The sequence below is a fragment of the Bradyrhizobium sp. UFLA05-89 genome (assembly GCF_059803475.1).
Window position 1 is genome coordinate 21,212 of record NZ_JBANBA010000058.1, and the last position, 26,951, is coordinate 48,162.

21 protein-coding genes and 2 pseudogenes are annotated in these 26,951 nt (G+C 56.4%); 6 read left to right on the forward strand and 17 right to left on the reverse strand.

Annotation, left to right across the window (positions count from 1 at the left end; genetic code table 11):
- The first annotated feature begins 156 nt into the window (after window positions 1-156).
- Window positions 157-1,146, forward strand: a complete 990-nt coding sequence (locus SO139_RS26485; RefSeq protein ID WP_498540902.1) for a nodulation protein NodZ — start codon at window positions 157-159, stop codon at window positions 1,144-1,146.
- A 1,766-nt stretch (window positions 1,147-2,912) separates the two neighbouring features.
- The gene (gene nifA / locus SO139_RS26490; protein ID WP_498540903.1) at window positions 2,913-4,730 is read left to right on the forward strand and encodes a nif-specific transcriptional activator NifA; all 1,818 of its coding nucleotides are present in this window, start codon (window positions 2,913-2,915) and stop codon (window positions 4,728-4,730) included.
- Window positions 4,731-5,086: 356 nt separating this feature from the next.
- Here the strand turns inward: nifA and SO139_RS26495 are convergent, their stop codons facing one another.
- Window positions 5,087-5,512: a VOC family protein gene (locus SO139_RS26495; RefSeq protein WP_498540904.1), complete on the reverse strand. Its 426-nt coding sequence runs from the start codon at window positions 5,510-5,512 to the stop codon at window positions 5,087-5,089.
- Window positions 5,513-6,215: 703 nt separating this feature from the next.
- On the opposite strand from SO139_RS26495, the gene SO139_RS26500 reads away from it, so the two are divergent.
- Window positions 6,216-7,124: a LysR family transcriptional regulator gene (locus SO139_RS26500; RefSeq protein ID WP_498540905.1), complete on the forward strand. Its 909-nt coding sequence runs from the start codon at window positions 6,216-6,218 to the stop codon at window positions 7,122-7,124.
- Window positions 7,125-7,407: 283 nt separating this feature from the next.
- Here SO139_RS26500 and SO139_RS26505 read toward each other — a convergent pair whose 3' ends face one another.
- The gene (locus tag SO139_RS26505) at window positions 7,408-7,842 is read right to left on the reverse strand and encodes a hypothetical protein (RefSeq protein ID WP_498540906.1); all 435 of its coding nucleotides are present in this window, start codon (window positions 7,840-7,842) and stop codon (window positions 7,408-7,410) included.
- Between the two features lie 280 nt (window positions 7,843-8,122).
- Between SO139_RS26505 and SO139_RS26510 the strand changes: the two genes are divergently transcribed.
- Entirely contained in the window at window positions 8,123-8,338 is a 216-nt protein-coding gene (locus tag SO139_RS26510; RefSeq protein WP_498540923.1) for a helix-turn-helix domain-containing transcriptional regulator, read from the forward strand.
- A 134-nt stretch (window positions 8,339-8,472) separates the two neighbouring features.
- Here SO139_RS26510 and SO139_RS26515 read toward each other — a convergent pair whose 3' ends face one another.
- The 13 genes and pseudogenes from SO139_RS26515 to SO139_RS26575 form a co-directional block, all read right to left on the reverse strand.
- Window positions 8,473-9,780, reverse strand: a complete 1,308-nt coding sequence (locus SO139_RS26515; protein WP_498540907.1) for an MFS transporter — start codon at window positions 9,778-9,780, stop codon at window positions 8,473-8,475.
- Window positions 9,781-10,172: 392 nt separating this feature from the next.
- Complete coding sequence (locus tag SO139_RS26520; RefSeq protein ID WP_498540908.1) at window positions 10,173-10,997, reverse strand: transglycosylase domain-containing protein; 825 nt, start codon at window positions 10,995-10,997, stop codon at window positions 10,173-10,175.
- Window positions 10,998-12,051: 1,054 nt separating this feature from the next.
- The gene (locus tag SO139_RS26525) at window positions 12,052-12,327 is read right to left on the reverse strand and encodes a LysR family transcriptional regulator (RefSeq protein ID WP_498540909.1); all 276 of its coding nucleotides are present in this window, start codon (window positions 12,325-12,327) and stop codon (window positions 12,052-12,054) included.
- A 435-nt stretch (window positions 12,328-12,762) separates the two neighbouring features.
- Window positions 12,763-14,194: pseudogene (locus tag SO139_RS26530) on the reverse strand (class I adenylate-forming enzyme family protein).
- Between the two features lie 299 nt (window positions 14,195-14,493).
- Entirely contained in the window at window positions 14,494-15,162 is a 669-nt protein-coding gene (locus SO139_RS26535; protein WP_498540910.1) for a hypothetical protein, read from the reverse strand.
- A 35-nt stretch (window positions 15,163-15,197) separates the two neighbouring features.
- Window positions 15,198-15,947, reverse strand: a complete 750-nt coding sequence (locus SO139_RS26540; protein WP_498540911.1) for a P-loop NTPase family protein — start codon at window positions 15,945-15,947, stop codon at window positions 15,198-15,200.
- A 748-nt stretch (window positions 15,948-16,695) separates the two neighbouring features.
- On the reverse strand, window positions 16,696-16,818 hold the full coding sequence (locus SO139_RS26545; protein ID WP_449382955.1) for a hypothetical protein: 123 nt from the start codon (window positions 16,816-16,818) through the stop codon (window positions 16,696-16,698).
- Between the two features lie 19 nt (window positions 16,819-16,837).
- Entirely contained in the window at window positions 16,838-17,092 is a 255-nt protein-coding gene (locus SO139_RS26550; RefSeq protein WP_498540912.1) for a hypothetical protein, read from the reverse strand.
- 106 nt (window positions 17,093-17,198) lie between these two features.
- Complete coding sequence (locus SO139_RS26555) at window positions 17,199-18,806, reverse strand: acyl-CoA carboxylase subunit beta (RefSeq protein WP_498540913.1); 1,608 nt, start codon at window positions 18,804-18,806, stop codon at window positions 17,199-17,201.
- A gap of 1 nt (window position 18,807) precedes the next feature.
- Window positions 18,808-19,311 carry an acyl-CoA carboxylase biotin carboxyl carrier protein subunit gene (locus SO139_RS26560; RefSeq protein ID WP_498540914.1) on the reverse strand — a complete coding sequence of 168 codons (504 nt, stop codon included), beginning with the start codon at window positions 19,309-19,311 and terminating at the stop codon, window positions 18,808-18,810.
- A 1-nt stretch (window position 19,312) separates the two neighbouring features.
- Complete coding sequence (locus tag SO139_RS26565; RefSeq protein ID WP_498540915.1) at window positions 19,313-20,788, reverse strand: acetyl-CoA carboxylase biotin carboxylase subunit; 1,476 nt, start codon at window positions 20,786-20,788, stop codon at window positions 19,313-19,315.
- A 158-nt stretch (window positions 20,789-20,946) separates the two neighbouring features.
- Window positions 20,947-21,195: a hypothetical protein gene (locus SO139_RS26570; RefSeq protein WP_449382960.1), complete on the reverse strand. Its 249-nt coding sequence runs from the start codon at window positions 21,193-21,195 to the stop codon at window positions 20,947-20,949.
- Between the two features lie 1,181 nt (window positions 21,196-22,376).
- Window positions 22,377-22,571: a hypothetical protein gene (locus SO139_RS26575; RefSeq protein WP_449382961.1), complete on the reverse strand. Its 195-nt coding sequence runs from the start codon at window positions 22,569-22,571 to the stop codon at window positions 22,377-22,379.
- Between the two features lie 264 nt (window positions 22,572-22,835).
- Between SO139_RS26575 and SO139_RS26580 the strand changes: the two are divergent.
- Both SO139_RS26580 and SO139_RS26585 read left to right on the forward strand, forming a co-directional pair.
- Window positions 22,836-22,984: pseudogene (locus tag SO139_RS26580) on the forward strand (IS481 family transposase); the annotation flags it as partial.
- A gap of 380 nt (window positions 22,985-23,364) precedes the next feature.
- On the forward strand, window positions 23,365-23,739 hold the full coding sequence (locus tag SO139_RS26585) for a hypothetical protein (RefSeq protein ID WP_498540916.1): 375 nt from the start codon (window positions 23,365-23,367) through the stop codon (window positions 23,737-23,739).
- A gap of 385 nt (window positions 23,740-24,124) precedes the next feature.
- On the opposite strand, the gene SO139_RS26590 is transcribed toward SO139_RS26585, so the two are convergent.
- Both SO139_RS26590 and nolL read right to left on the reverse strand, forming a co-directional pair.
- Complete coding sequence (locus SO139_RS26590) at window positions 24,125-24,766, reverse strand: hypothetical protein (RefSeq protein ID WP_498540917.1); 642 nt, start codon at window positions 24,764-24,766, stop codon at window positions 24,125-24,127.
- 738 nt (window positions 24,767-25,504) lie between these two features.
- A complete protein-coding gene (nolL, locus tag SO139_RS26595) occupies window positions 25,505-26,617 on the reverse strand; it encodes a nodulation factor fucose acetyltransferase NolL (protein WP_498540918.1) in 1,113 nt (370 codons plus the stop codon).
- Between the last annotated feature and the right edge of the window lie 334 nt (window positions 26,618-26,951).

Consider the following 26,951-nt stretch of genomic DNA (forward strand, 5'->3'; position numbering starts at 1 on the left):
AAGAACGAGCGCCCTGCATCGCATGGCCAGCTCGCCGAGAAGGTTCTACGAGGCGATTTGGCGGCGCCATTTACCGGATGACAGCCTCAGGCGAGACATCTCGTACAGTTGTGCTTCTCCCTGAGCCTTCAGGTATGTCGTGGCAAGGAAAATAAAATGCCGGTTGACGGGTCTAAGAAGGAAAGGTTCGTTGTTTCTCGGCGACGTACCGGTTTTGGGGATTGCCTCTGGTCGTTGGCGGCCGCCTGGCAGTACGCGAAGCGGACAGGGCGTACACTGGTCATCGATTGGCGCGGCTCGTGTTATCTCGATGAACCCTTCACCAACGCCTTTGGGGTGTTCTTCCAACCGATTCAAGACATCGCCGGCGTGCGCGTGATTTGCGATGACCAAGTCAATCAACTCTCACTCCCGGGGCCGTTTTTTCCGACTTGGTGGAATCGGCCGTCCATCGATTGCATTTACCGGCCTGATGAACAAATTTTTCGAGAGCGGGATGAGCTGAGGCAGCTCTTCGACGCCCAAGATGACACTCAGGCGAATACTGTGGTGTGTGATGCCTGTTTGATGTGGGGGTGTGATCAAGACGCAGAGCGAGAAATATTTCGGGCCATCAAACTGCGGCCTGAAATTCAAGCACGGATTGACGCGACCCATCAGGAGCACTTTGAAGGTCAAAGCGTAGTAGGTGTCCATGTTCGACACGGCAATGGCGAAAATATCATGGGGCATACACCGTACTGGGCCGATCCGGAGCTTGCCTTGCGGCAGGTATGCGCTGCCATTCAAAGAGCGAAGGCGTTTCTCCACACAAGTCCAGTCAAGGTGTTTTTATGTACGGATAGCCCGAAGGTGCTGGAGAAGGTGTCGGCCGCGTTTCCAGACCTCTTTACCATTTCAAAGCGCTTCCAGGCGGATCAAGCAGGACCATTACACAGTGCAGAACTGGGAGCGGAGGGCGGGTTTTCTGCTCTCACGGAGATGTACCTCCTCGCTCGATGCGATACCGTAATTCGCTTTCCGCCGACCAGTGCCTTTACGCGCTATGCGCGCCTTGTGGTGCCACGCATCATTGAGTTCGAGTTGAATGACCCCGGTCGCTTGATCATAACCGATGAGTCGCGCGAACATCAGGTCGTCGCGTAACCTGCATAATCCGCACTCGCGGATCATAAAGCCGGTTTGCATGTACCGTGTTGTTTCGTCGCTAAATGTATTGGCAGAGCTCTTTCAAAATGCACCTCGCCTAGTGATGCCGACAATCTTCCGGGTAAGATGAGCCTTAACCGATTGAGGCCGCTGGCGGGCTCGTCCGGGCCTGCCGAGGCCCGTGTGCTGACAAAGCGATTCCCGCAGAGCATCAGCTAGACCAAGCGTCCATTAAGCATGGGACAACATCGTATTCGGGTCGACTAACAGGCGTGTCGGTGATTGGGCAGGGTCTTGGAAGTTGGTAGGTTTACTCGAGACCACAGCATTGCGCCGAAACAAACGCCACCGTCGGACCAAACCTGTCAAGTAGGACCACTGAGCCGATGAACCTGACATGTGAGGCTCACGACGTCCGATTGGCTGCCGTGGTGAGGATCGCGCCGCCGCAGTAGCCAAAAGCCTACCCGAGAGGGATGGTCGATGGGAGGGCCGGCAGTCGCAGCCCGGAGCTCTCACGACGCGACGACGAGACCGGACGGTTTGTCTCCTACGCATCGAAGGCCATCGAGCCAAAATAGGCGCGCCAGCGGCTGTCGTCTTTGTCGGTTCGGCGGGCAAATGAGAAACTCCCGGCGCTGAAGCGTTTCCGACAAAGAGGACACTATTGTCCTGGTTGAACTTGAGGGAAAACGAGGTCAGTCGAGCGCGTGTCCATCAGGATGGCTACTGGAGATCAATAAGTGACAAAGCGACGTCGCGCGCAGCTGTCAGAAGCGAACGCGCTATTGCTTTAACCCACTAAGTTAAGCGCGACACTGCGTCGCAATCGTGTCGCCCCCCTTCGCGTTGCGCTGGCCCAAATCCTGCACCGACGTGCGCGTGAGTGACCGCGCCAAGGACAACGGAATGAGCGGCGGGTTTAGTTCTCGACGCGGCAGCCGACGATGCGATCCGGTGTTGCATATCGTAAATGGACGTCGAGGTCCGTTTTACGCCGCAGTAACCTACTGCAGGAGGGAAGATGGAACATGCTGGTGCTGACGGGGAGCCGCGGCATCGGCCACAGGGCTAGAAGGCGCTTTTCGGGGTGGCACACCACCTTGCGCATGGCAAGCCGTCGATGGCGATCTATATCCGTAGGAAGCGGCGCCGGACAATGATGGCGAGTCGAGTTGGCTGTCGCAGACGGCCACCGCGCCGCATGACCGAACTTGATGAGTGTTGCCACATGCGCTTGCTGCATTGCCCAGGTATGACCGTCTCGCCCAAGGCGCCGGATGGCACGCTGCTGCATCATCGACAACGTCAGTCGGAGAAGGCCCGATTAATGTTTGTCAGCGGCGGTGCCTGTTGGCCTGGTGGCCGTTCAATCCTCTGACTCACAAATGTCGCTTCTAAGCAGTGCGATGTATCTGCCAGCACGCAATTGCCCGCAGGCGGCACTGTGGCTCGCTTGATTGCAATGGGTGGAGACACCTACTGCCAATAGCCGAAACGCAATGGGAGAACGAAAAGCGCATTTTGGGCTCGAATGTCACGCTCGACCTCGTGCGATGACGTAGAACATATGTGACGGAATCTGCACACATACGAAAGATCGCAGCTGATTGTCGGTAGATCTACGCCGGTCTTTTTCCAATGGAGTTCTTGCGCGATTTTGTGAAGGAGTGTGAATCAATGAAGGTGTATCATTTATACTCGTGCCATGAAAAAGTGTTATCTCCTGGCGCAATCAGAGTGCGCGCGAGATCGAGAGTGAGATGCAAGACAATGCTTCGAAGTGCGAACTAAGTGAAAACACGGCGCGGAAGGGCGACGTCGGGGTTGTCGCGGTTCATATTGCTAGCGAAACCGAATGGCATGACCCCGGCGACGGTGCGAACCATTCGGTGGTCCTGCCATTGAACGAAATCGCGCTCAGAGGACTGTTCGAAATATCGAACATGCTCGCCAGTCCTTCGCGGCTCGAAGTCGCGCTGGCAAGTGTGATCGATTTGCTACAATCCTCTCTGCAGATGCGGCATGGCGTCGTCTCTCTCCTGGCAGACGATGACGTGCCGGAGATTGCGGTCGGCGCTGGCTGGAGCGAAGGAAGCGATGAGCGCTACCGGATGCGCCTGCCGCAAAAGGCGATCGAGGAGATTGTGGCAACGGGTATCCCGTTTGTCGCTGACGACGTTGCCACGCATCCAGCGTTCAGCGTAGCTGATATGGACGTGCTCGGCGCGTCCGACCACGTACGGTTATCGTTCATCGGAGTTCCCATCAGCGTCGACGGAAAAGTAGTCGGGACCCTATCCATCGAGCGTGTGCCGGACATCGGTTCGATGTTCCCGCCGGATTGCGATGTCCGGTTACTCACCATGATCGCCAACCTCATTGGACAGGCGGTGAAGCTCCATCGTTTGGTGGCGCGCGACCGCAAGCGCCTCATGGCGGAGAGCTCTCGCTGGCAGAAGGAGCTCCTTGAATTTAAGCAGCCGGCGCGAGAGCGTAAGAGAGTTCACATCGATGGTATTATAGGTACCAGTCCGGCGCTGCGCGGGCTGCTTGACAAGATCGCGGTGGTAGCCAAATCGAATGCCACGGTTCTGTTGCGAGGTGAATCGGGCACTGGCAAGGAGCTAGTGGCCAAAGCTATTCACGAGCTATCCCCGCGTGCCAAGCGGCCGTTCATCAAGATGAACTGCGCAGCGCTGCCGGAGACAGTGCTGGAATCCGAATTGTTCGGTCATGAGAAGGGAGCCTTCACCGGCGCTCTTAATTCACGCAAAGGGCGCTTTGAGCTCGCCGACAAGGGCACGCTGTTTCTGGACGAGATTGGCGAAATCTCAGGCTCCTTCCAGGCAAAGCTGTTGCGGGTTCTTCAGGAGCAAGAGTTCGAGCGGGTCGGCAGCGGCCACACCATGAAAGTTGATGTTCGCGTGATTGCCGCAACCAACAAGGACCTGGAAGGGGCGGTGGCAAAAAACGAGTTTCGGGCCGATCTTTATTATCGCATTAGCGTGGTTCCATTGCTGCTGCCGGCGTTGCGCGAAAGGCGCAGCGACATTCCGTTGCTCGCCACTGAGTTTCTCAAAAGCTTTAACAGCGAGAACAGTCGAACGTTAACTTTCGATCCGAGTGCCATGGACGTGCTGATGAATTGCGGGTTTCCGGGCAATGTGCGTGAACTCGAAAACTGCGTGCAGCGGACTGCAACTCTGGCACCAGGGCCGTTCATTGTCAGGAGCGATTTTGCTTGCTGTCACGGTCAGTGCCTTTCCGCGCTGCTGTGGAAGAGCGGATTGGATGAAACGAAGCGGCGGGCCGCAGCGACCGGCGAGCTATCGGCGAGACCAGCTATGCCAACCCCTGACATAACTGCGTCGGCTGCGGTCCTCACTCCACCTGTTGAGATGGCGCCGGCCGACGGGGCGCTCGTGGGTGGTGCGAAGCTGACGGATCGCGAGCGCCTCATTGCTGCAATGGAAAAATCCGGTTGGGTGCAGGCAAAGGCGGCACGCCTCCTCGGACTAACGCCGCGCCAAATCGGCTATGCGCTGAGAAAATATAGCATCGAAATTAAGCGCCTGTGAGCGGTTTGGACTTGGTCTATGCTGTCAGACCGCGAGCTTGCGGCCAATCGATGGAGGCGTGCGCGTCCAATAAGGAGTCAATGAGAATCGATGACATGATCAGGCGTCCATCATCGCTTCGCTATTGATCCGAGGGCACCGGGCGCACTGAGCATAATCGTTTCCTTAGAGGGGAGCACGAAGGACGGGTTTCCTCCAGCTTGAAACGGATTGAATCCGGGCGCGTCGTTTGTCAGGCGAGATCCCGCTGTGCGATTTTGTCGACCTCTGCCATCAAGCGTCCTCGCCATGCCCGGAGCTCGGAGACCAGTTCTTCGAAATCTCTAGGAGGAAGACCTGCGAGGGATCGGCAGATATCACCGTCTCGCGAGGCATCCAGTTCGCGTCGTGTCGATCCATGTCCGCGTCCATCCCGATATGACATGCGAATGGACTGTTGAAGTACCAGAACCAGTTCGACCCAGGATGGGGCGGCCGGGACCCCAGAAAGCCTGGTATCCCTTCTCCGCAAAACGATAACCATTGGTGGTCACCTCGGTTGGGCCGCCGAAGTGAAAAGCGAAGTGTTTCAGCCCCTGCATGTGCGGGGGCGCTGCGAGGAGGAAATGCGTGTGATGGTCGAGGCTGCCACCCGGCTGCAGAAACGGGCCGGTGCCGGTAAAGCGGTCGGTGCAGCGGAAAGCAAGCCGATTTTCGTAAAATGCTTCCGCTTTCAGGTCGTCGGGTAGGAAGTATGCGACGTGGGACAGCGTTCGCGGGCGGATAACAGAGGCTGGTGGCAAACGCCAAGGCTATTGATCGGCCGGAATATGTACGTCCCCGAAGCGTTCGAGAATTCGCCCTGAAGTACGAATTCCCGTCTGACCGAAACCTGAAAGCCGATCGCAAAATCTGCATCGTCGATCGATTCATAGTGAACATCGCGGTCGCGGCGCAATTCTGTGGCAATTGCGTCTAGCGTTGCCATATTGGCCACGCCCATACCGTCTTTCGGAGTCGGCAACCGAGGCTCGGCGGCGAGGACAACCGCGAATCGCTCTCGTAGCAATCACCACGGACGTGCCGTCAATGGCCACAAAGCGACCACCGCGTTCTGAGCCTTGCATCGGCGTCAGTCCGTAGTCTGTGAGAAACCGGGCAGCGCCTGCTACGTCGTCGACGCCGAAGATGAGACTGTCCAATCCGACGATTTTCATTGTTCGTGTCTCCAGGCCGTGTCTGTTTCACGCAATGAGACTGCCAACGGTCTCGGCGACTCACTTTGCGATGCAATGCGTTGGTGCCGTCATCGTGGCTCGAGCGCCACTCTCGCGCCCGTTAAGATTTTTGGCACGCGTGTCCGGCCGCTGTGCGGAAATTGTTCGACCATTTGGAAGTCAACGAATTGTCCTCGACCACCGCCAAGCGTCTTGTCCACCATTTTAGAAATCCATTGTGGAAATTTTTTACGTTGATAGAGCTAACTGGCTGTGCAGGAAGGAATAGATGCGTTTCAACAACAAGCTTGACCTTAATCTTCTCGTCGCGCTCGATCACCTGCTTCACTTACGCAATGTGAGCGCGGCCGCGGCACGAATGAACATGACTCAATCCGCCATGAGCAGCGCGCTCCAGCGTCTGCGTGATTACTTTGAGGACGAACTTCTAGCCAAAGTTGGCCGCAAGATGGAGCTCACACCACGAGCCGAATCGCTCAAGGAATCAGTGAGAGATCTGCTTGTTCGGATCGAAGGAACGGTCGCGACAAGCTCGCGTTTTGACCCTTCGCAGTCGGAACGCTGCTTCACCATCCTGGCTTCCGAGTATACTCTCGCGACGATCGGACCAGCCTTACTTCGGCGTTGCGAACGAATCGCACCAGACGTGAAGTTCAACCTTGTGAGCGAGGTCGCCGCGCCGGAGCGGCTGCTCGAACAGGGAGCGGTCGATCTAATCATCATTCCGAATGAGTTCTGCTCGAAGCGTCACCCGTCGGAAATAGTCCTGCAAGACGATTTCTGCGCCGTCGCTTGGAACAAGGGACGCTACGCGATCGGCAAACTTTCCAGGAAAGAATTCTTGGCGGCGGCCCATGTTGTGATTCGAGGCGCCGAAGACGATCGGTCATTCGAAACGTCTCTTGGGACGGGGCGCGGCGTACAACGCCGGATAGACGTGACCACCTATAGCTTCAGTGCGATGCCCGGGCTGGTCGCTGGTACCAATCGCATTGCGACGACGCACCGGCGCCTCGCAAAAGAGGTAGTTGGCCGGCTACCGATCAGGATCGTCGAGCTTCCGTTCCAGCTTCCGCCCATGCAGCTATCCGTGCAGTGGCACAGGTACAGATCGAATGACACAGGCTTGATCTGGCTTCTTGAGATGATTAGGGCAACGGCAAAGGAGTTAGGCTGAGCCCCACATGGGAGTGCGCGACACGTCCAGAACAGCCACACAGGTGTTTGGTCGCGGCGGGGGAAAGTTTTGCTATTTGCTCGGCCGAGAGCGACATAAAGCTTCCGTGCCGTCATGGCCGGGGCTTGATGAAGAGCCTCCTCTCGGAGGACTAAATCGCCCAGCTGAAACCGTTGAAGTGTTATACTGGAAAGTTGCGCGTCGTTGATCGGGATGAGACAGTCCGAAGTGTAGGGATCGGTCGCTCATGGAACCGCGCGGGGGCCCTCCACTGAAGGCGAGACTATAATCCCGGCCGCCGTCCCAGTTCGGTACGTAGATTCCCAATGGCGTTGTTGGCCAGATGAAGTACGTTCTTCTCACCTGTTCTCAATGAGCGTTCCAGGTGGACTCGCAGCCGAGCGCGCAGCAGCGCCTCCGCATTATGGGTCAGGAATGGATCTTTCTCTACGAAACGCCATGACTTCTCAAAAGCCACGCGTACCAGAGTTTCAAACGTTTGCTCCTGCTTAGGGGAAGCATGATCCATGGATAGAGACTCCAACAAAAATATCCTTTTCAGCAACGACTCGCCGCTGGTCAGAAATGGTAGGTCGAAAAGCTGGCGCTTAAGCGGGGCGGAGCCTACCCAGTCGCCATTCAGCTCGTAGAACGCATGTCGATTGCTGTCGGGTCTATACAGGCGTTTGTTGAAGCGATGATGACCGCCGCTGTGCAAAACTCCTTCAGACTTCCCTGGTTCGGTATCCTAGTAGATTTGAGGACAATTGTTGGTTCAATTATCCCGACGCGGACGGCCGCTGGCATCGCTCATCGATAGGCGAATACGTTAGACCTGTGCATCTAGGAGGTCCACGAGCCAAGCAAAGGGTGAAGCAGGTTTGATATGCGCCCTAAGGCAACCAAGTTCGACGTTCAGGACTAGCGGCGGATCAGCAGGCCGCCTATCTGGAAGCAGCGCTTGAGAACGAAGAGCCTTCGTTCATTGCTGCAGCTATCTGAGATTAGCCAAGGCTCGGGGAGTTTCGAAATTCGCCCGCAAGGCAGGACTAAGCCGCGAAGCGATCTACGAAACGTTTCCCGTGGCCCGCAATCCAACGCTCGATGAACTGAGCAAGGCGGCGGACGCTCTAGGCTACAAGCTAACTCTTGTGCCGAGAGAGCGGATCGCTGGCTCAGCTGGCCACCCGAGCGGCCAGCGCGCGCTAGCATAGGTGGATCGCCGATAAGCGAACGCCATCGGTTCACGGGGAGCTGGCCGGCGACGATAGCGGAGCCGCGCCCAGCGCAAGCCCCCGAGCTGCGACTTTGTTCGACCACTTCGAGATCTAGCTCACGATTGGCGCGCTCAGGCTGCGACAGCTTTGCCACTCTCGACGGCTTGAGGGGTGCCTGGGTAGGCGGTGAGTGTTGCGATGATGCCGAGCACGGCTGCTAACATTAGCCAGAAGCCGGGCGAAGCTCGATCACCTGTCTGGTCTATCAGCCAAGTCGAGGCGAACGGCGTAAAGGTACCAAACAGCGCGGCCGCCAGTGAAAAGGCCAACGAGAAGCATGTGGTGCGCACGTGCGCCGGCACGATCTCCACTAAGCACCCCAGCATGGCGCCGCTATAGATGCCGAAGTAAAATGAGAACATCATTTCCACCGCAAGCATCTTGCCGAAGTTCGGCTCGTTCACCAGCCAATGTAGGGCTGGATAGGTGGTTAGTAATGCCAGGATGGCTATGGTCAGGAGAACAGGTTTGCGGCCGATCCGGTCGGATACAGCGCCGCCAACCGGATTCCAAATGAAGTTGGTCACAGCGACGAGGGTGGTAACCAACAGCACTTCCTGTGAAGAGAGTTTTAGCACGTTCTTGCCGAATGTTGGTGTGTAAACGGTAACGAAGTAAAACGTTGTGGTCGTGAGGATCGCAATCATCATGCCAAGGACGACGATACGCGCGTTTGCGACGGCCGAGGCAAAGACCTCGCGAGCAGTGGGGTGTCTCTTCATGGCCAAAAAGTCCGGCGTTTCTTCGAGCGTTCGGCGCAGGAAGAAGATCAGCGGAATGATGAAGCAGCCGACAAAGAAAGGAATGCGCCAACCCCAGACAAGAACGGTATCAGGTGGCATCATCCAGCTAAGGATGTAGCCGAGGATCGCTGCGACGAAAATCGCGACCTGCTGGCTTGAGGACTGGAGTGAGGTGTAAAAGCCGCGATTATTCGGAGTCGATATCTCCGATAGGTAGACCGAAACGCCACCGACTTCTACGCCAGCGGAAAAACCCTGTAGGAGGCGTCCAAGCAGCACGATTACGGGAGCGGCAATACCGATGGTCGCATAGGTCGGACAGAATGCGATGACCACCGTGCCGATCGCCATGATGGAGAGCGTGACGATGAGACCCTGGCGACGGCCGATCCGATCAATATAAGCGCCCAGCACGATAGCGCCGATCGGGCGCATTAAAGCGCCCAGCCAGAACACACCAAAGGTGTTAAGCAGCGAAGCGGTTTCATCATCCGATGGGAAGAATGCCTTCGCAATGGCGCTGGCATAGAAACCGAACAGGAAGAAGTCGAACTGCTCGAGAAAGTTTCCGCTTGTGGCACGCAGAATCGCACCAACCCGTGATTTCGGTCCGTGTGGGACAGTTGAGTACGACATCGGCGTTTCCCCGTTGAAATGGCCATTGTGGAATAACGCATTCCAGTCCGGCTGTGATTCGCTATCGGAAGGTGTTGCCGACAAATTCTGAAGCGCCTTGGATCATCGGCATATTTTCGGCGACAGTTCACAGAAGTAAAAGTGTCGGCATCCTCTTAATAAAAGAAGGGGGGCGCTGCATGACAGCGTTTAAGCGCCGTGTAGAAGTCGGCACTAGCCGGCAGCGCAAAAATGGAGAGACCGAATGTCAAGAGACGCTCACTCCGCAATGAGATCCGACGAAATGGCTCGCCGAGCACGCAAGCTCGAATGGAGTCTTGCCATGGAACGCCAGATGACGGCCAGTGGCGACGCATGATGTCAAATACCTGAGCAACGGTGGGAAAGCTGTGTTAATTCGGTGAAGTCTTCATACCTCGTACGACTACTCTGGCTGCATCGGACCGTGCTCTCAGCACTTGGTCTTCAGTCATAAACCCGGCTTCGACCAGGTTGTCCAGGACCACCTTGGCGCGAGCACGCGCTGTGGTCAGGTCGATGTGAGGGGCATAATCTGTCGGCGCCTTGATCAGGCCGACCAGCATAGCAGCTTCCGCGAGCGTCACATCGCTGGCCGGTTTATTGAAATAAAATCGCGCGGCGCCATCGACGCCGAGGGAGTCGCCGCCCATATTGACACTGTTCAGGTAAAGTCTCAGGATTTCATCTTTGGTCAGATGCCATTCGAGCCAGACGGCAAGAAATACTTCATTGATCTTGAGTCCGATGCCACGCTCGGTGTTCGAAAGCAGAGTCCGGGCGAGTTGCTGGGTGATCGAGGAGTCATCCTGGTGATCGTTCTGTGTTCTTGCCAGGAGAGCGTGGAGATCACCGGGGAAATCGATGCCGAAATGTTCGTAGAAGTGGCGGTCCTCGGTTGCGAGCGTGACCTTGATCAGAGCATCGGGAAAATCCTCAAGCGGGGTCGAAACACCACGGTCAACCGGCCTGCCACCAATCGGATCGCCGAACTGATCAAACAGGCACGCCGCGACGTTGCAAGCCTTCAGCCAATCCTCTTGCAGGGGAGCGCGAATGGTGGGAACCGCAAGCGCCAACAACAGGATCAGTCCGCCAAAAATCAGAGTCAGAGTTTCGGAAAAGGGCTCGAGAAGCAGCCAGCGCTGCCGTCGGCCGAGAGAGATGCGGTCTAAGAATCGCGAGTAACGGCCATACAATGTCCGCAACTCCCTTGCGCAGAATACTAGGGCGGAATCGGAAGACAGCTGAGGGGCCGACAAGGAGTGCCGGAGCGTGGTCCACCGTTTCGGCGGAATAATCTGACTCACGTGGATCTTTCAGTTCTTGCTGTGTGCGTGGGGCCGCGCGAGGAGGGCGCTGCGACCGAGTGCGTGTCTCAATTTCAGCTCACGGGTCCGCCTAGGATTGCGGAAGCCGAACGAAATGACTGGAGTTCGTCTTTGGAAAAGTCGGACAATCCAACTTGATCCATCCTGGTCACAAGAACGACGGATCGCCGGTACTCACCTGAAAGTCGCTCGAGCTGCAGTGTCTTCGAGCGCCGCATCTTACGAGCCGTATCGAAACAAATGACGTTCTGACCAGGCATCGATGCTCCCGCTGTCTGATGTGGAGTCTGCTCTCTAAATCGGCGAGCAGAGTCGGCCGCTCACATAGAGGGCAAGTGTGGCGTCTTCGCGCGGTCGCTGAAGCGAAAAATCGGCAACAGCTGACATCTTTCGCAAGTGCGTCAACTTTCGTCCGGAAAAGTCGGCGAGAACGGTCGTTACCGCCGGCTGCTGGTCCGTGAGCTTAATGATGTTTCGTTGGCAGATTCGAAATGGCCCCGAGCGGAAACCAGCTCCCTTAAGTCTGTGCTCGCTACGCCGCGCGTAGCCGCGATTGCCCACGCATTGAGGCAGAATTCTAGGACTTTGCGGGTTTGCCGCGCCCCCAAAAATGGGCAGTGCCGCCAGTCAAGGGCGGCTCGTCTGCTCGGCTTGGCCGCGCCAGACCGGTCAAGTGTTGAAAAAGTACGGCTTTGAGATCTAGCCCGCCAGAGGTTGATGACATTCTTCGCTCGAAAGAAAGGCCAGGCGGTTCGCTGGCGCTGAAGGGTCTCCCTGTCATGGAGACGCCATTCATGACGGTGTGTCTCGGTGAGATCGATCCGAAAGCCTCTCTCGCCGATCTTCTCCATCGCCGAAACCGGACGTGCGTTAAGGCGCGTCGCGAAAGTGATCGTCACGTCTGGATTTCTGTGCCAGGAATTTAGGACGTCGCGGTGCCGACCTGCGCGTGCTGAAGCTTAGCAAGATCGTCGTTGCGATCGAGCGTATCGTCCTTGGCGCAAACGTTGAAGGAGGCAGTATTGATCTTCCCCAGCGCTTCGCGAACATCGCGCGCATAGGCCTCGCCGGCAACGGTCAGGCGGATCGTGTGGCCCACGCGCGCAAAAAGTGCGATCTCGAGCTGCTCCTCCAAGCTCTTGATGTGCCGGCTGACCGCGCTCTGGGTGAGGCTGAGCTCGCGAGCTGCTAGGGTCACGCTGCCTGTTCTGGCCGCGGCGTCAAAAGCTGCGAGCCTTGCGGTGGACGGAAGAAACCGGCGGGATGTTGGCATTTTTGCTCCAAACGAGGATAGTCGTTTAGCAACGATGATTGCGATGAATAGGCGGCGGTGTACACCTAAGGAGGTGTCCAATCCTCCACCGATTGTTCGTTTCAATTCGCTAGCCTCGAAACTGCCTCGACGGTTGGGAGACGAGCTACGCCGGATGAATACCACGCAAAACGATCTCGGAGGTCCTGTTGAGCACTAGACCGGTATTTCCGTTTAATCGACACCATCACGTGAGAGTTGGATGAGCTTCTTGCTGCACGCGCGAGCGAAGTGCATAGGTACGGTGGGAGAAGTGCATAGGTACGGTGGGACAGGAACCGTTGCAAGCGACTGAGAATCCGATCGTTAATTGCTGAAGTCTTACTCGCCTGATTGAGAATCGAGTTTTCTGAGCACACTATGCTGAATCTTGCCTAGTACCGTTCGCGGCAATTCTTCCGTGAAAATGATCTCGCGTGGCACTTTGAAACGCGCCAGATGCAATTGCATATGCATTACGAGTGCCTCCAGCAACATCAGCGTGCTCTAAAAGTACACGTTCGATCTCCGCCGGATAGATGTTTTCCCCGCCGGAAATGATCAGGTTCTTCTTGCGGTCATGAACCCAAAAATAGCCGTCGGCATCGCGACGGGCGATGTCGCCAGTACGATACCAGCCGTCATGCATCGCCTCGCACGTGGCTGGTTGATTGCCCCAATACTCGCGAAAAACATTGGGGCCGCGCACCGCGATCTCACCCGGAGTCCCCGCGGGCAATTCGTTGCCGCCGTCATCCGTGACCATCGCTTCGCAGCATAGTCCGGGTAGGCCGGTCGACCCCTCCCGTGAAAGGTCACCGCCGAGCCTCGTATAAACCGCAATGGGGCTCGTTTCCGTGGAACCGTAAACTTGAAGAACAGGCAGCCGGCACGCAACCAAGCGATCGACCAGGTGCTGCGGCACTGTCGTTGAGCCTACCGAGACCGCTTTCAGCGACGACAAATCGATCGTCGACCACCTAGGGTCGTCGGTCAAGGCCTGAATGATCGCAGGCACCAGGACGGTCAAAGTTGGTCGATCATGCTTGAGTGCAGCAAAGGTGGCGTCAGTCGTAAACCGCGAATGGATGGTGACGGTTGCGCCAAGCTGTAATGCGGGCGTCGTCTGAATGTTCAGCCCGCCGACGTGGAATAGCGGTAATACGGTCAGTACATGATCGTCCGATGTGAGTGCGTGCATATGCTGGCTCATCACGCCGTTCCACAACAAAGCTTCCTGGCGCAGCACCGCTCCCTTCGGCCGGCCTGTGGTTCCCGAGGTGTAGACGATCAGAAGCGGGTCGGTCAGGTCCGCGCAAGGGTAATAGCTGTCCCGCCGTGTCTGATCCAACAGGTCCTCCCACGCGCGAGTGCCGGAAGGCGCAAAGTCGAGGCCCACTGTCGCGACCTCGGGCAGTGCCTCTGCTAGAATCGACAGAAGTACTTCAAAAGCCCGCTCAATGACCAGAACCTTAGCGCCAACGTCGGACAAAATGAAAAGCTGCTCAGTAGCCGCGAGCCGCCAATTCAAGGGTACTAAAATCGCCCCGAGCCGCGCGCAAGCGTAGAGGAGAACGAGGTAATCAGGGCGGTTTAGGCTAAGGACGGCAACGCGATCGCCTCTGTTGACGCCGAGCCCGTGTTTCAGGGCCCGCGCAGCCCGATCAATACGTCTATTAAGGTCGCCGTAAGTTAAGGTATCGCCCTCGAAATGGATTGCGGGTTTGTCAGGAGCGAACGCTGCGTTGCGCTCAATCAGTGTACAGAGATCCACCATCCTTCATCCTCGGTCGTTGGGCTCTCACAAGGCTCATGCTGCGTTTTCTGAACCTGACTTGTCAGCGTTCATTTGAAGGTTGCGATCGTGCGTCACGTTTCTGGGTCCGGTTTAGCTGAACGGGAAAGAGTGTCACGCGAGACCGGCTGCAAAGAAGAATCTGCCCGGATCTCGTACAGCCCAGGCTGTGGCAGGGCGGTGGGCTCGGAACCAGATCGTGTTCGGCACTCAGTGGCCGTTACATAGTTATGGAAGCCGATCGACTCGTATGTCCTGTGTTCGTCGTGGATCACGGCTCACAACGAGCGCCGGGGCAGCAGACTCGATTCGAGATCACGAAAGATGGTGTAGTTTCGCCGAATCCACTGATGCAGTTCAGTCGAGGAATCCTTTTCTTGGCGCAGATAGCCGGTGAACGACAAACTTAATCGGCAGATAAAGGCATTTAGAAACACCGGCAGCGCCGCGAGCCGGAGCGTGCGGCCGCGCTTCATGGCCTCGAACAACTCGCCGCGAACAACGAATTCGTTATGCACGGTGATCAGAATATGCCGCGGAACTTGCCAGCGTAGCATCTCATAGGCTCGCGATGAGACACGGTCGATGTCAGGTACGAACAAGACGATTGGCACGACGTTGTGCAGTATCGCCTCGCGTAAGAAGTCGATTTCGCTGCACACCTTGAAGAATTCGTCGAAGGCGTGGAAGCCAAGGTCTATCACCTTGGCCACGCTATCGTTGATGATTAGTCGGTCAATTAGCTGCATCTTGCCATAGGTGTCCATGACATCTGCTGTCTCAGTGATGGAAGGAAGGTAGTCAAGCAACGACGGCTCCTTCAAGTTGAGGTCGAAGGAGAGCACCGTACCGTTCTTCAGCAGCAAGAACTCGCTCAAGAGCCGCGCGATCAGCGTCTTGCCGACCTGCGGGCTCGCAGAGCAGATGATATAGACCGGCGTTACCAAAACTGCGCATCCAGCGCTGCATAAGTCCTCGACGACTATCTTTCTCCCGCGCGGGTCACCGATTTGGCGCCGGCGAGGTCCGTTAGGTTGATGCGGTCATACTCGCTCCACACATTGGCGAGCCAATGCCGGACGTATCCGCGCAGCACGAAGGAATAGTTAGCGGCGTCATCGTGCGGCCCCTTGTTTGCGACAAAATTGACGAACGGGACGGAAGCGACCTCGACCTGTTCATAGGCCATCTCGTTGAGTTTCGGGATTGTCAGGTCGGTGGCGTCTTTGATGCGGTGGAAATAGGAATTGTAGGTCGACTGGTCCCACTGAAAGAATTGGGTGTCATTGATGAAGTTCTTGACCAGGAAGTATTTTGCGCCGGCCATGAAATTGCTCGTCTCGGCGATCTCGTCCAGCGAGGCGATAGACGATCCCAATACGTGGAAAACGGCAAAGGTGATTTGGCCCGATCGCGCGGCGTCCAAAAAGCCTATGTCGCGAAGCGATGCTAGTGCTGGGGACATCAGTCCTGCGCGGACGTCGATCACGCTGACGGAGAGGCCCGCGTTTAGCGTGTCGAATATCTTCATCTGGTCTGCGGTCCTTGTCATATCCACAATTTCAGTGATCGCAGGATGAAAGCGCTTTAGCGTTCCGCGGGGCGACTCGGTGTCAAATGCGCGGGTCTGCACATTGTTCGCGCTGAAATAGTCCAGAAGAGTCCGGGATACGGTCGTTTTGCCGACGCCGCCCTTGTCCGCGCCGACCACAATCACAACTGGCTTTGCCATGGAAGTCTTTTACCTCAAGATATTTGTTTAACCGGGAGAACCGCAAAGTGCGGCTGTATGTGTCTTGCGATGCTCTGGAGCCGAACATGGCAGAGACAAGAGATCGCGCGATGTCTTAAGACGTCAACGACACGAGTGTCGGGGAGTCTCCTAGCGCCAGGGCCGCACGAGGATGATGGCGGCGATGAGCCGATGAAACGGCAGTGGGCGATAAGCCGTCGGCGCACCGTCGTGGTTCGTACGCGCGGTTTGCAGTGAGCGATGATAGGCACCGCGTCCTCGACAGGCCGTCGATACTCGGCAAACCGACAGTCATCGAGGGCTGATTGGAACTGGGCATCATCACGCTGACCTCTCGAGGACAGCGGATTCAGAGCTTGCGAAGTTAGAATGACGTTCCTCCATCGTGATGTGGAGCATGACAGGGACAACTTGCATGTTGGTTCCTAAGATATCTGAAGAGGCAGATTGATTATCTCGTTTCATGGGTCTCGAATAAGCTTGAGGCGGAGGTTGTGGGCTATGGAGTGTCCATGCATAGCGCTTTCCGGTGCGCGCAGGGCGGAGCCCCGGCTCCAGGCGGAGGTGAATCCAAATCTGGAGCGTCTGACTGAACCGAGAGGGGGGACGAACTCCCGCCTTCCAAATTGCCGGTCATGTCCAGCCTATTAAGCCCGAAAAGGCAGACGATGATGGCAAGGACGAGTAGCGCGCAGCCTATCCACCTCCGAATCCAAAGTGTTGGCATTCAGGCGTTCCTGAGCGCGATGGTGCCGACGACCGCGAAGAGGGAGCGGCTCGCTCCGCGGTCGAATGACCGCGGCTCGGGCGGACGATCTCCTGTGCGCGGGTAGAAAGTCGCATCGTTCATGGGGGGCTCCTATTATACTTCAGGCGCGAGCGATCCTCAGGCCAGCATTCTCGAGCGCAGCCAGAATCTCGCTTGCAACGCCCTGCGCACCACCCTGGTGCTCACCGATCAAGTTTGACGCCACGATATCCGCGATAATCGCGTACGCTCTCTGGCGATGGGTGAAATCGTCCTCAACATAGTCACCGCAGGCATTGCAGGCGAGCACCGGTCGGCCGCTCCAGGGGTCGTGAAATGCGGTTAGGTCATTGGCGTTACAATTCGGGCACTGCATTGGTGGCTCTTGGCATGTTTCATTCTTGCTCTGTGCTCATCTATTCAAGCGAGGATGCACTCAATCGTTCGCCGCAATCGCTCTTCGAGCCGACGCGACCGCTACGCTACATTCTGAAAACGCCGTAGTGCGGTGCTTCGATTGGAGCATTAAGCGAGGCGCTCAAGGCGATTGAGAGTGCGTTTCGGGTATCTACGGGATCAAGAATGCCATCATCCCAAAGCTCGGAAGTTGCGTAGTAGGCGCTCGATCGCTCCCGATAATCCGTCATGATTGGTTCTCGAATGGCCGCCAGTTCCTGATCGGACAAACGCCCACCTTCACGAGCCAATTGCCTTGCCTTGACGTGGGTGAGTACGCCCGCTGCCTGCTCGGCCCCCATGGCCGAAATCTGCGATTGTGGCCAGGTAAACATAAAGCGTGGATCGAATGCGCGACCAGCCATGGCGTATGTTCCCGCTCCGTGGGAGCCGTTGCAGATCACTGTAAGCTTGGGCACCGACGCTCCAGAAACGGCCATGATGAGGTTGGCGCCATCTTTGGTGATGCCGCCATGTTCGTACTCCCGTCCAACCATAAAGCCGGTGGTATTCTGCAGAAAGAGCAGGGGCGTCCGGTTCTTGTCGCAGAGTTGGATGAAGTGAGCGCCCTTCATCACGCTGTGATTCTGCAGCACACCATTGTTCGCGATAATGCCGATCTGATACCCGTGGAGGCGCGCAAAGCCGCATACCAGGGATTGGCCATAGTTCGGCTGGTACTCATGGAATCGGCTGCCATCCACCAAGCGCGCGATGATCTCCCGAATGTCGAACTGAACGCGAGGATCTTTTGGAAGAATGCCGTATAGCTCGGACGCATCGTAGACCGGAGGCTCCGGAGCGGATCGATCAATGGCTTCTTTCGTCGGACGCGTCAGGCGAGCAACAATGTCCCGGGCAAGAGCAATCGCATGCATCTCGGAAGTCGCGGCGTAGTCACCTGTTCCTGAGACGCTCGAATGCATGTGAGCGCCACCAAGCTCTTCGGCAGATACCACCTCTCCGGTGGCTGCCTTTACGACCGGAGGCCCGCCGAGGAAGATGGCTCCAGTCCCCTGCACGATGATGTTGTAATCGCTGAGCGCCGGAACATAGGCCCCTCCCGCGGTACAGTGCCCCATGACGATGGCAACTTGCGGCACTCCCATCTTAGAGAGAATTGCTTGGTTACGCAGGATTCGACCTGCGTGATAGCGGTCTGCGAAGAACTCCGCTTGCAGAGGCAAGAACCCGCCGGCGCAGTCGCAAAGATGGACCACCATGAGGCGGTTCTCAATTGCGATATCTAGTGCCCGTACGATCTTTTTCACGGATAGTGGATACCAAGCGCCGCCCTTTACACTGGAATCATCTGCATGAACAATGACCTCGCGACCCGCGACTATGCCGACGCCGACGACCTGCGCGGCGCACGGCACCTCGCCATCATAGGCCTTGTTGCCAGCGAGCGTCGAAAGCTCGAGAAACGGAGTTTCGGGATCGAGCAACGCCTCGATCCGATCTCGAACAAATAGCTTGTTTTGCTGCCGCAGACGCGAAAGGTCTCGTGCCGGTCGGTCGAAGCGAGCGGAACGTTGGCGTTCCTTCAATTCGGCCGCAAGCCGTCGGTTATGGAGCTCGTTGAGGCGGAATTCTTGTGATCGGGTGGCCGCGCGAGAAACGATCCGCTGCATATCAGCGTCCTTCCTCGGAAAACGTAACCAGCGCGGAGTCTCGCTCGAAGCTTTCGCCGACTTTAAAGTGTATGCGCTCGACCACACCGTTCCGCGGGGAGCGTACGACAAATTCTAACTTCATACTCTCGGCCAACATCAGCCTAGCGCCTGCGGAAACGACATCACCAGATGAAACCTCGGTCGCAACCACGACGCCCGGCATCGGTGCGCGGGCTACAAGATCATCCGCCTGCGCGTGTGACGAAGCGAGCGCTCGCAATTGATCGCGATATTGTACGATGTGCGTCCTACCGCGGATATGCAGGTAAAGCGTATCACCGCCGATTGCGAATTTGACCGGGATGGTGTCGCTCGGAATGACAAGAAGACCGCTGCCGTCGAGTTGATGCAAGAACGTCACCGGTGCAATGACCTCGTCATCCAGGTGAAGACGATAGCCGTGTTGGCCAGGTGAGAGCCACAATTCATAAGTCTCAACATCAAGCGCAAAAGAGTGCCTCACGTCAGTTTCTCCACTTGCCGAGCTCCGCGTGGAGCGTGGGTACGGCATCTGCCGAATCACGAACGGCCCTGGTCAGGAGCGCGGCGGCTGCTAGGACGGCGGGTAGATCGCTCGCACATTGGCCAACTGCGACTTGCGGATTGTCATCGAGATACCCGGTATGGATCTGTCCAGTCAAAAACGCCTCGTCCACGAGCAGACGCGAAAGGAAATCGACGTTTGTCTCGCAGCCAAGAAGGACCAACTCGCGCATTACGCGTTGGGACGTTGATGCGGCTTCGCGGCGCGTGTGCGAATGTACGACGACCTTTGCGAGCAAGGGATCGAATGCTGTCGTAATTGTCTGACCTTGAACGATTCCGCTGTCAATTCGTACGCCCGCAGTCTCTGGGTACTCCAGCTTGAGTATCTTGCCGGTCGTCGGAGCGTAGTCTCGTTCAGGAGATTCAGCATATATTCTGGCCTCAATCGCGTGACCCTTTGAGACGATATCGGACTGCGAAAAGCGGAGCTTGTGACCCGCAGCGATATGAAGCTGTTCGGCAACAATGTCGATGCCGGTGACCATCTCGGTTACGGGATGCTCAACCTGAAGCCTGGTGTTCATCTCAAGGAAGTAGAATTCACTTCCATCAAAGATGAACTCGACAGTTCCCGCATTTCGATAGTTGGCGCTACGAGCGATGCCGACTGCCATTTCGCAGACCCGTTTCCGCAGCTCCGGCGACAAGGCAGGTGAGGGCGTCTCCTCAATGATCTTCTGGAAACGGCGTTGCACCGAGCACTCTCTTTCGAAGAGGTGGACCACGTTTCCGAAGGAATCGGCTAGCACCTGCACTTCGATGTGGCGCGGGCGTTCAGCATAGCGTTCGACGTAAAGCCGGCCGTCCCCGAAGTACCGCTGCCCCTCCCGGCGTGTTTGAGCAATCGCGTCGTCGAGAATTTCGAGATTGCGCACAATCCGCATACCCTTGCCGCCGCCGCCCGCTGACGGTTTGATCAGCAAAGGGAGGCCAAGGGCTCGCGCTCTAGAAAGGAAGGTCTCTGGATCGCCTTCTTCGACGGCTGAAGGCGCGACGGGAAATCCACTTTGCTGAACTAATCTGCGGCCCCGGATTTTATCACCCATTAGATCGATGCTTTCGGAAGTGGGCCCGACGAAGGCAATGCCTGCCCTGGCAACGGCTCTCGCGAAGTCAGCGCTCTCCGATAGAAAGCCATAGCCGGGATGCAAGGCGCCGGCACCTGATCTGACGGCGCAAGCGATGATTTGCTCGGCATCAAGATAGGCGGCGCTCGGTGAGCGACCCTCGATGACAATCGCTGCGTCCGCCATAGAAACGGCCGGCGTGCCCGCATCGACGTCGTGGTAGACGATAGCTGATCGTAGCCCTAACTTGCGCAACGTCTTGATGATGCGCACAGCTATCTCGCCCCTATTGGCGATGAGAACTGTATTGAAGGGCAGGATCTGCATCCGCGTATTCGTCCAAAGAGGGGGGGGAATCACGACGTTCGAGAGCTGTTGGGTCTACGAGCAGCTGTCCGTACCAGTCACATGAAGGTGAAAATCCCGGCGACTGTCCTTTGGAGGCTGGAAACGCCGAGCGGAACCATCAAAGGTATGAGCTGAAGTCATTTCGAGCCTGATTTTGCTTTTGCACTTTCATGCACTGAGATCACGTAGCGACACTGGTCACTCAAGCTGGTGAACTTGGTTCGAAGACAAGAAGTGATAGCCTCGACATCCGGGATGGCACTGCTGCACAGCCGAAACACGTCCGGGGTGCAAGCCTTCTGCTCATCCGCCGTCGCTTGTCGATCTCCGGCGATTGCGCATTCAAAGGTTAGAGAATTCAAAGCCGCAAAAACAATGAAAGCCATGCGATGGCAACCTGCTCGATAGGCCCGATCAGGTAGGGGACGCTGCATTGGGTTCACGATATTCCTCTTTGATGGTGAGTTGTGCCGTGTTGAGTGTCGTGCACGACACTCAACAAAGGAAGCCAAAGGCTCAGATTAGCGACGTTCCCGGCAAGAGACCCATTTGAAGGTGGAAGTCGGATCGATGGTGTTGGCCATCGGTGCGGTCGCCGTCACTGCAAGGTGAGTTCGAACGCATCCGAAAATGGCAGATGACAGACACGTGCTAAACTCGGCTCGGGACGCCAGTTAGCTGCACGTCGTTCATGGCCATCACAATGTTCTGTGTCGGGCACGCGCGTAGCGCGTAGGATTGGTGCATACCGGACACCTATCCGGTTTGTGACGATGAGTACGATACGACATTGTATGTGTGTCTGGATCCTGATGATGTCGTGCGGCGAGACCTGGACAGGCTGGACATTGACGATCCCTAAACGACTTCGAGCGTCGGCCTCGCCGGAGACCACCGCCACTTGTTCGAGACCTTACAATTTGACGCTACGTACGATTCAAGCCTTCCGAGCGGCTTACTTGATGAAATTGTGTGAATTCGTATGGCAGCGGCAGGCGTATCATTTGCGACAATGTCTAGAGGCAGGGCGAAAGGAAAAAAATGAGGGACGACTTCGCGGCTCACCCCGCGAAATCACAGTGCATCGTGGCCGATCCTGGTAAGCGTCGTTCTGATCGCACCTTCTTGTGGCGCGAGGGTAGGTGAGGTTAACGATCTCTTTGAAGGGATCGGCTCGTGGCAGCGGCTGTTGCCATCGCGTTGTTCCGATGCTGGGACAATCGGCTAGTCCTCAAAGATTAAGGGTTGGTACCTGCGCGACGCGCCTTCGTTGCACGCATGGGGCAACTATTGAAGTTCCGTCGATGTTGACTGAGAGCAAGTGTCGTGCTCGGCGCGCCCCTTTATCTCAATGTGCCCGAGCCGCAATCCAGCAGTTCGCGCAGCAGAGATCGATGCCCTGCAGCGACGTCTGGAGTTAACCCCGCATGTTTTTCCTTGTCGCCACATGGGGCGTGACCGATCAAACAAGTCGCGGGTTCAGAACAGTCCTTCATCGAAGTCCATCGTGCCGAATCAGCTCGGCGCGAGGGAATCAGAACCCGCTAATTAGACGGACTCTACGACTCTATCTGCACTCCGGGTCGACCAAGCAAAAAAAGGTTCGGCAGAGCCATTCCATCTCCGGGCTGGCGCTGCAAAGATCGAACGTATCGGCGACCTGCGCATTGGTGTCGACGGGTCCTGCGGCCTCAGCGACAAAAGTCGGCTCCGTCGCTGCAATCGTTATGGCGGTCGCAGTCACAAACAAGAATTTGTTCATCGATCGTCACTTCTTTAGCTAAATCCACCCGTCCTTCTGCTTAACAGAGCCAACGCAAAACACAAATCTAACGCTACGTCAGGTTACATCTGGAGATTATTACTCATCAACGCAGGTTTCCGATGGCGTATTGGGCTCGGCTTCCGATCGCGCTCGCGTAGTTAAGTTTTGGCGATTGGAAGCGGGATTACGGCCGCGGCAGGTCGAGGCCGCGCAACATTCTTGTATGCTGCGCTCTACCAACTAGAAGACGCAGCGCGAGGGATCGCCGATCGTTCGACTGATCCCGGGGAAGCCAGGTCGACTGTCCTTTTCGTCAAGGAAGAGGTGATCATCGTCGCTTTCCGGGCTGCACACGCTGCTGCCGCTCGACGATTGCCTCTATGCGGGGCCAACCGACCATCCCGCATCTGGCGCCATGTCATCAGCCGATTGCCGGAGGTCAAAGCGATCCGGAGACGTTGCGAGACATGAAAGAGTTGGCCGCTCAGTCGCAAGACGGCACCACGCGTGGGTCAGAAAACGGTCCGTTCTACGTTCGCCCGCGCGCCGTGAACGAGAACGACGAACTAAGCAGAGACGGTCGCATGAGAGGCGGCAGCGCTTGCGAGGCGAGCCGAACAGTTGCTGTCAGCGCACCTCCGCGTCCGCAAGATTGGGAGGTCATGTGCGCAGGCTTAGCAATGGGTCACGGTTGGAGCCAATTTGATTTGGTGGTGACCTGAGGAAAAGCTTGAAATGCACATAACGTCACATTGTAGGTTCGGAGCGCGAAACATTAAAGGTAGCCACCATGCTTCAATCGCAATTGCATTCGCTCTCCACCTACGCGCTCGGCATAGAGCACGGTATCATACCAGGCGACTATCCCGTAGGTGCCAAATGCGGCGTGTCTAAGAACGAACAGGAGGAGGCTGAAAATATATGGGCCTACTGCTTCTCACCTCAGGATCGGATCAAGTACATTCGCAAGAATCGTTCGCAGTTTGAATTTCACGACTACAGCCAGATGGTCGGGGTCGTGCGGGGCCGCTGCTTCACCGGTTCCGTCTCGGAGCTGGTCAACTGGCGCCGTCGATTCAGGGTATGGGCATGGCGCGCTGTCTTATTGTTCTGTGTGGCGACGTGGGTAGCCATTGTCCTCGCCGTAATTCGAGCGGCCGGTTGAACGTTGGCAATTGAGCCACTACGAGCAAAGCAACACATTAGTTCGGATCGATAGAGTGCCTAGAAGCCGCGGAAGCATCTGCTAGTCTGCATTTGCGGGCGGCGTTCGGTTGCGCCAAAAGGTCGCCAAGCGATGTGTCGTTCATTACCCACCGGGGCGGATAGCCGGCATGGATGATGCTGCGGCTTATATGAGTGTATCAGCGACGCCGGGAAGGAAGTCCGCTCTGGCGTGAACTTGGAGATTGGGCGGCGAGATCAGGTGCCGCCGCTATACTAAAACGTCGTCTTGTCGAGCCACCCCACGCTGAGGCGAAAGCAGCTCGACGTCTCTTTTGCAAAATCATGTGCTCTATCTCATAGCGATGGCACGGCCATCAGCTATATCATGCGGCAGCTACGAGAGCGATAATCAACTCAACAAGAAGTCCAAGTTCGACTCGAGTAAAAGATGTGCGTCCTAAAATGAGTCTTGCGATCTCTGTTCGGTTGGAAGGAGTTCGCATGCTTGGGGGTAATGCCAAGACTGCTTCATCGAAAAGCCGTCCCAGTGTCAGAAGCTGTTGTGGCTCGTATAGCTTGCCGTACTGCTGCTCCAGACGGCTCGCGCCCTCTTTGATGGCCGCACTGTCGGCTTGTTCGTCGATTTCCGGGCATAGGCCGAGCTTCGCTGCTACGAGCTCGTTTGTAAGTGCATCGAGGAGCCGGGTCGCTTCGAGTGCGCTCTCGTCCTCGCAGATCAGCCCTGCAACCTCTTCAATTTGTAGCTCGATCCTCTGCTTAAGATATTGAATACGCGAATTGCAGGGATGAAGGTGCTCAGCACGTTCTCGAGGCGGCGGTGCTGTGGGGATATTTGGATCGGTATCGGCTTTCAGTTGAATGGGCGATGAGTGGGCGAAAGCGCGTAGAGGAAGGACAAAATATCGAAGGAGCTGCGAAAAGAAACAAACCACTATCTCCCGATAAGCTTGGTTCAGGCCCTCAACTGGCCTGGATTTTCTAGGCACGTACGTTGTCATAGTCATGGCTGCCTCATGTATCGTTCTGGCACACGGATCTTCTGTTGCGCAGCGCTGGCCTGCAGCCCGCGTGAGGATGCCGCTTGACGAGACCTGCCGATAACCGTTCGAACGGCCCTTCTGAAGCCTTGCTGTTGAGCAGGTGGCGAACGAGGCCACCTGGAGGAACTGCCCTCAACAGCCGACGATTAATCCTCACGACCTGCTCCATCCCCGAGCTCAACCGCCGCGTTGACTAGCAGTGTTCCTCAGGTTCGGTAAAATAGATTGTTATGATGGAGCGCATTCACCTCATGGATAGAACGGTGCGACAATGACTCCATCGCGGATTACGTCCACGGCAGTCAACCGGCCGGGCTCGTTGCGGCACACAATTCGACCGCGTCTGGTCGAGCTTTGCGCTGGGAGCTGCCGAACGGACGGCTCAGGCGCGAGCGTTCTCGTGCGAGGACATGATCGTTGTTAAGAAGCCAGACTTCAGATCGAGAGGAGTTGAGCGGCGGACTGAGACCGCCGCAATCGCTGGATGAGAAGATAATCTCTAACCAGCACCAACGATCATAACTTAGCCGAGGGATCATGAGACTCTGCACCGTGCGATGCTTGGATTTCTGATGCCCCTCGTTGAGGCGGCGGTGCTACGCCCTCGAAGTGCTTTTGTATCGGCGGCGTAGGTTGGGCACTATGGCTTTTGACAAGTGTTTCTGTCGCGCGTCTCGATCAGCGCCTCTGGTTTTTGCAGGGCTAAGTAGAAACAGATTGAGTTTTCAGCAGACCTGAGCGTGGCGGTGCTCCGAGAACAATTCGCGACATTAATCCAAAGTCTTGCACAATCCAGCGAATGCCTGTCGCGATAACAATAATGGTCACACCAAGCGAAATCGCGACCGCGATCCTGGTCGATGGATCCCAGAGCTCTCCAAACTGGACCAGGTCCATGAGACGAAAGACGCTTCCTTGAAGGAGATAAAGTAGCAGGGTGCTCTGACCCAGGTCTACCGCGATAAAGCGAGCTATCCGACTTGAACCACAAAAGTTCCAGCATCGCAGGATCACTTCCGCGGCGACAGCTGAGGCTGCTGCAGAGCCAACGAACATAAGCGATACTTGTTTGGCCGACTGTGCATCGTGAATCAGAACTAGATTGCTATAGGCATAAGTCTCCTTGTCCCAAGCCAGGAAGCACACGCAAGCGAGACCAAAGAGCAAGAGAAGCAAAAGGGACTTGTGACGTAAGAGGGCGCTCGTCCGCCAGTCAGAAGACTTGGCGAGCACGAACCCGAGGCAAAAGAACGGATAAGTGTACCTGATCAAGGGGAATATCGAAAATGTGACCGGCGCGAGTGCGATCAGGACCGCAGATACGGATACCATCCATGTCGACCGCAGATTAGCAGCGATGAAAAGTCCAACGAGAAGAAAAGAAGCAAACGTTGCCCATATAAACCAGTATGTGCCAGCGAACTCCCTTGGGAATTCCAGCGCACCGTTTACTACGCTTGGCGCGGGCGAAAATGCGGCCAACTTAACCGTTTCCATGAGCGTGCACCAGAACAGCATAGGCAGCAGTAACTGCACCGCGCGGTCCTTGACGCTGCGAGTCAACGATTTTCGCAAAAGTGCGCCCGAGGACAGATATCCGCTAATCGCCATGAAGAGGGGCATGTGAAACATGTAGATCGACTTGAAGTATGGTGAATACCAATACTGATTATCTCTGTAGACGACATATTGTAATAGGTGTCCCACGATCACCAGAATGATGAGGATGCCTTTAGCGAAATCAAAACCCAGATTTCTGTCGGCTGAGCGCGAGTTGCGTTCTGTCGACGCTGTTGGTGTCTTGTCAGTATCCAAGCTCTCTAACCATTGTTCCGTGCGCACGCCGTTGGCAGGTTGTCCGCTTTTGGTTCTGCCCTATTTCCATTCTCAATGGAAGATGACCTCAACGCTTGAGAGCGGCGAGGATGTAGGAAGCGGGATGCTTTTTGGGTAAATTCAAGGCTCTCTGGATGCGGCCGGATCGGCCGTGATAGCACTCAGACCTTTGTCAATCCGGGACGTGCAACGCATCTAGCACATTGGCTAATCGGCTTCGTCGCGCACTTTGTATCTCCTCCAGACATCTTGCCGGGAAACGTTCGTGGTGTCGCCGCATCAAGACCGAATTCACGTGTTGTTCGTGCTCAGC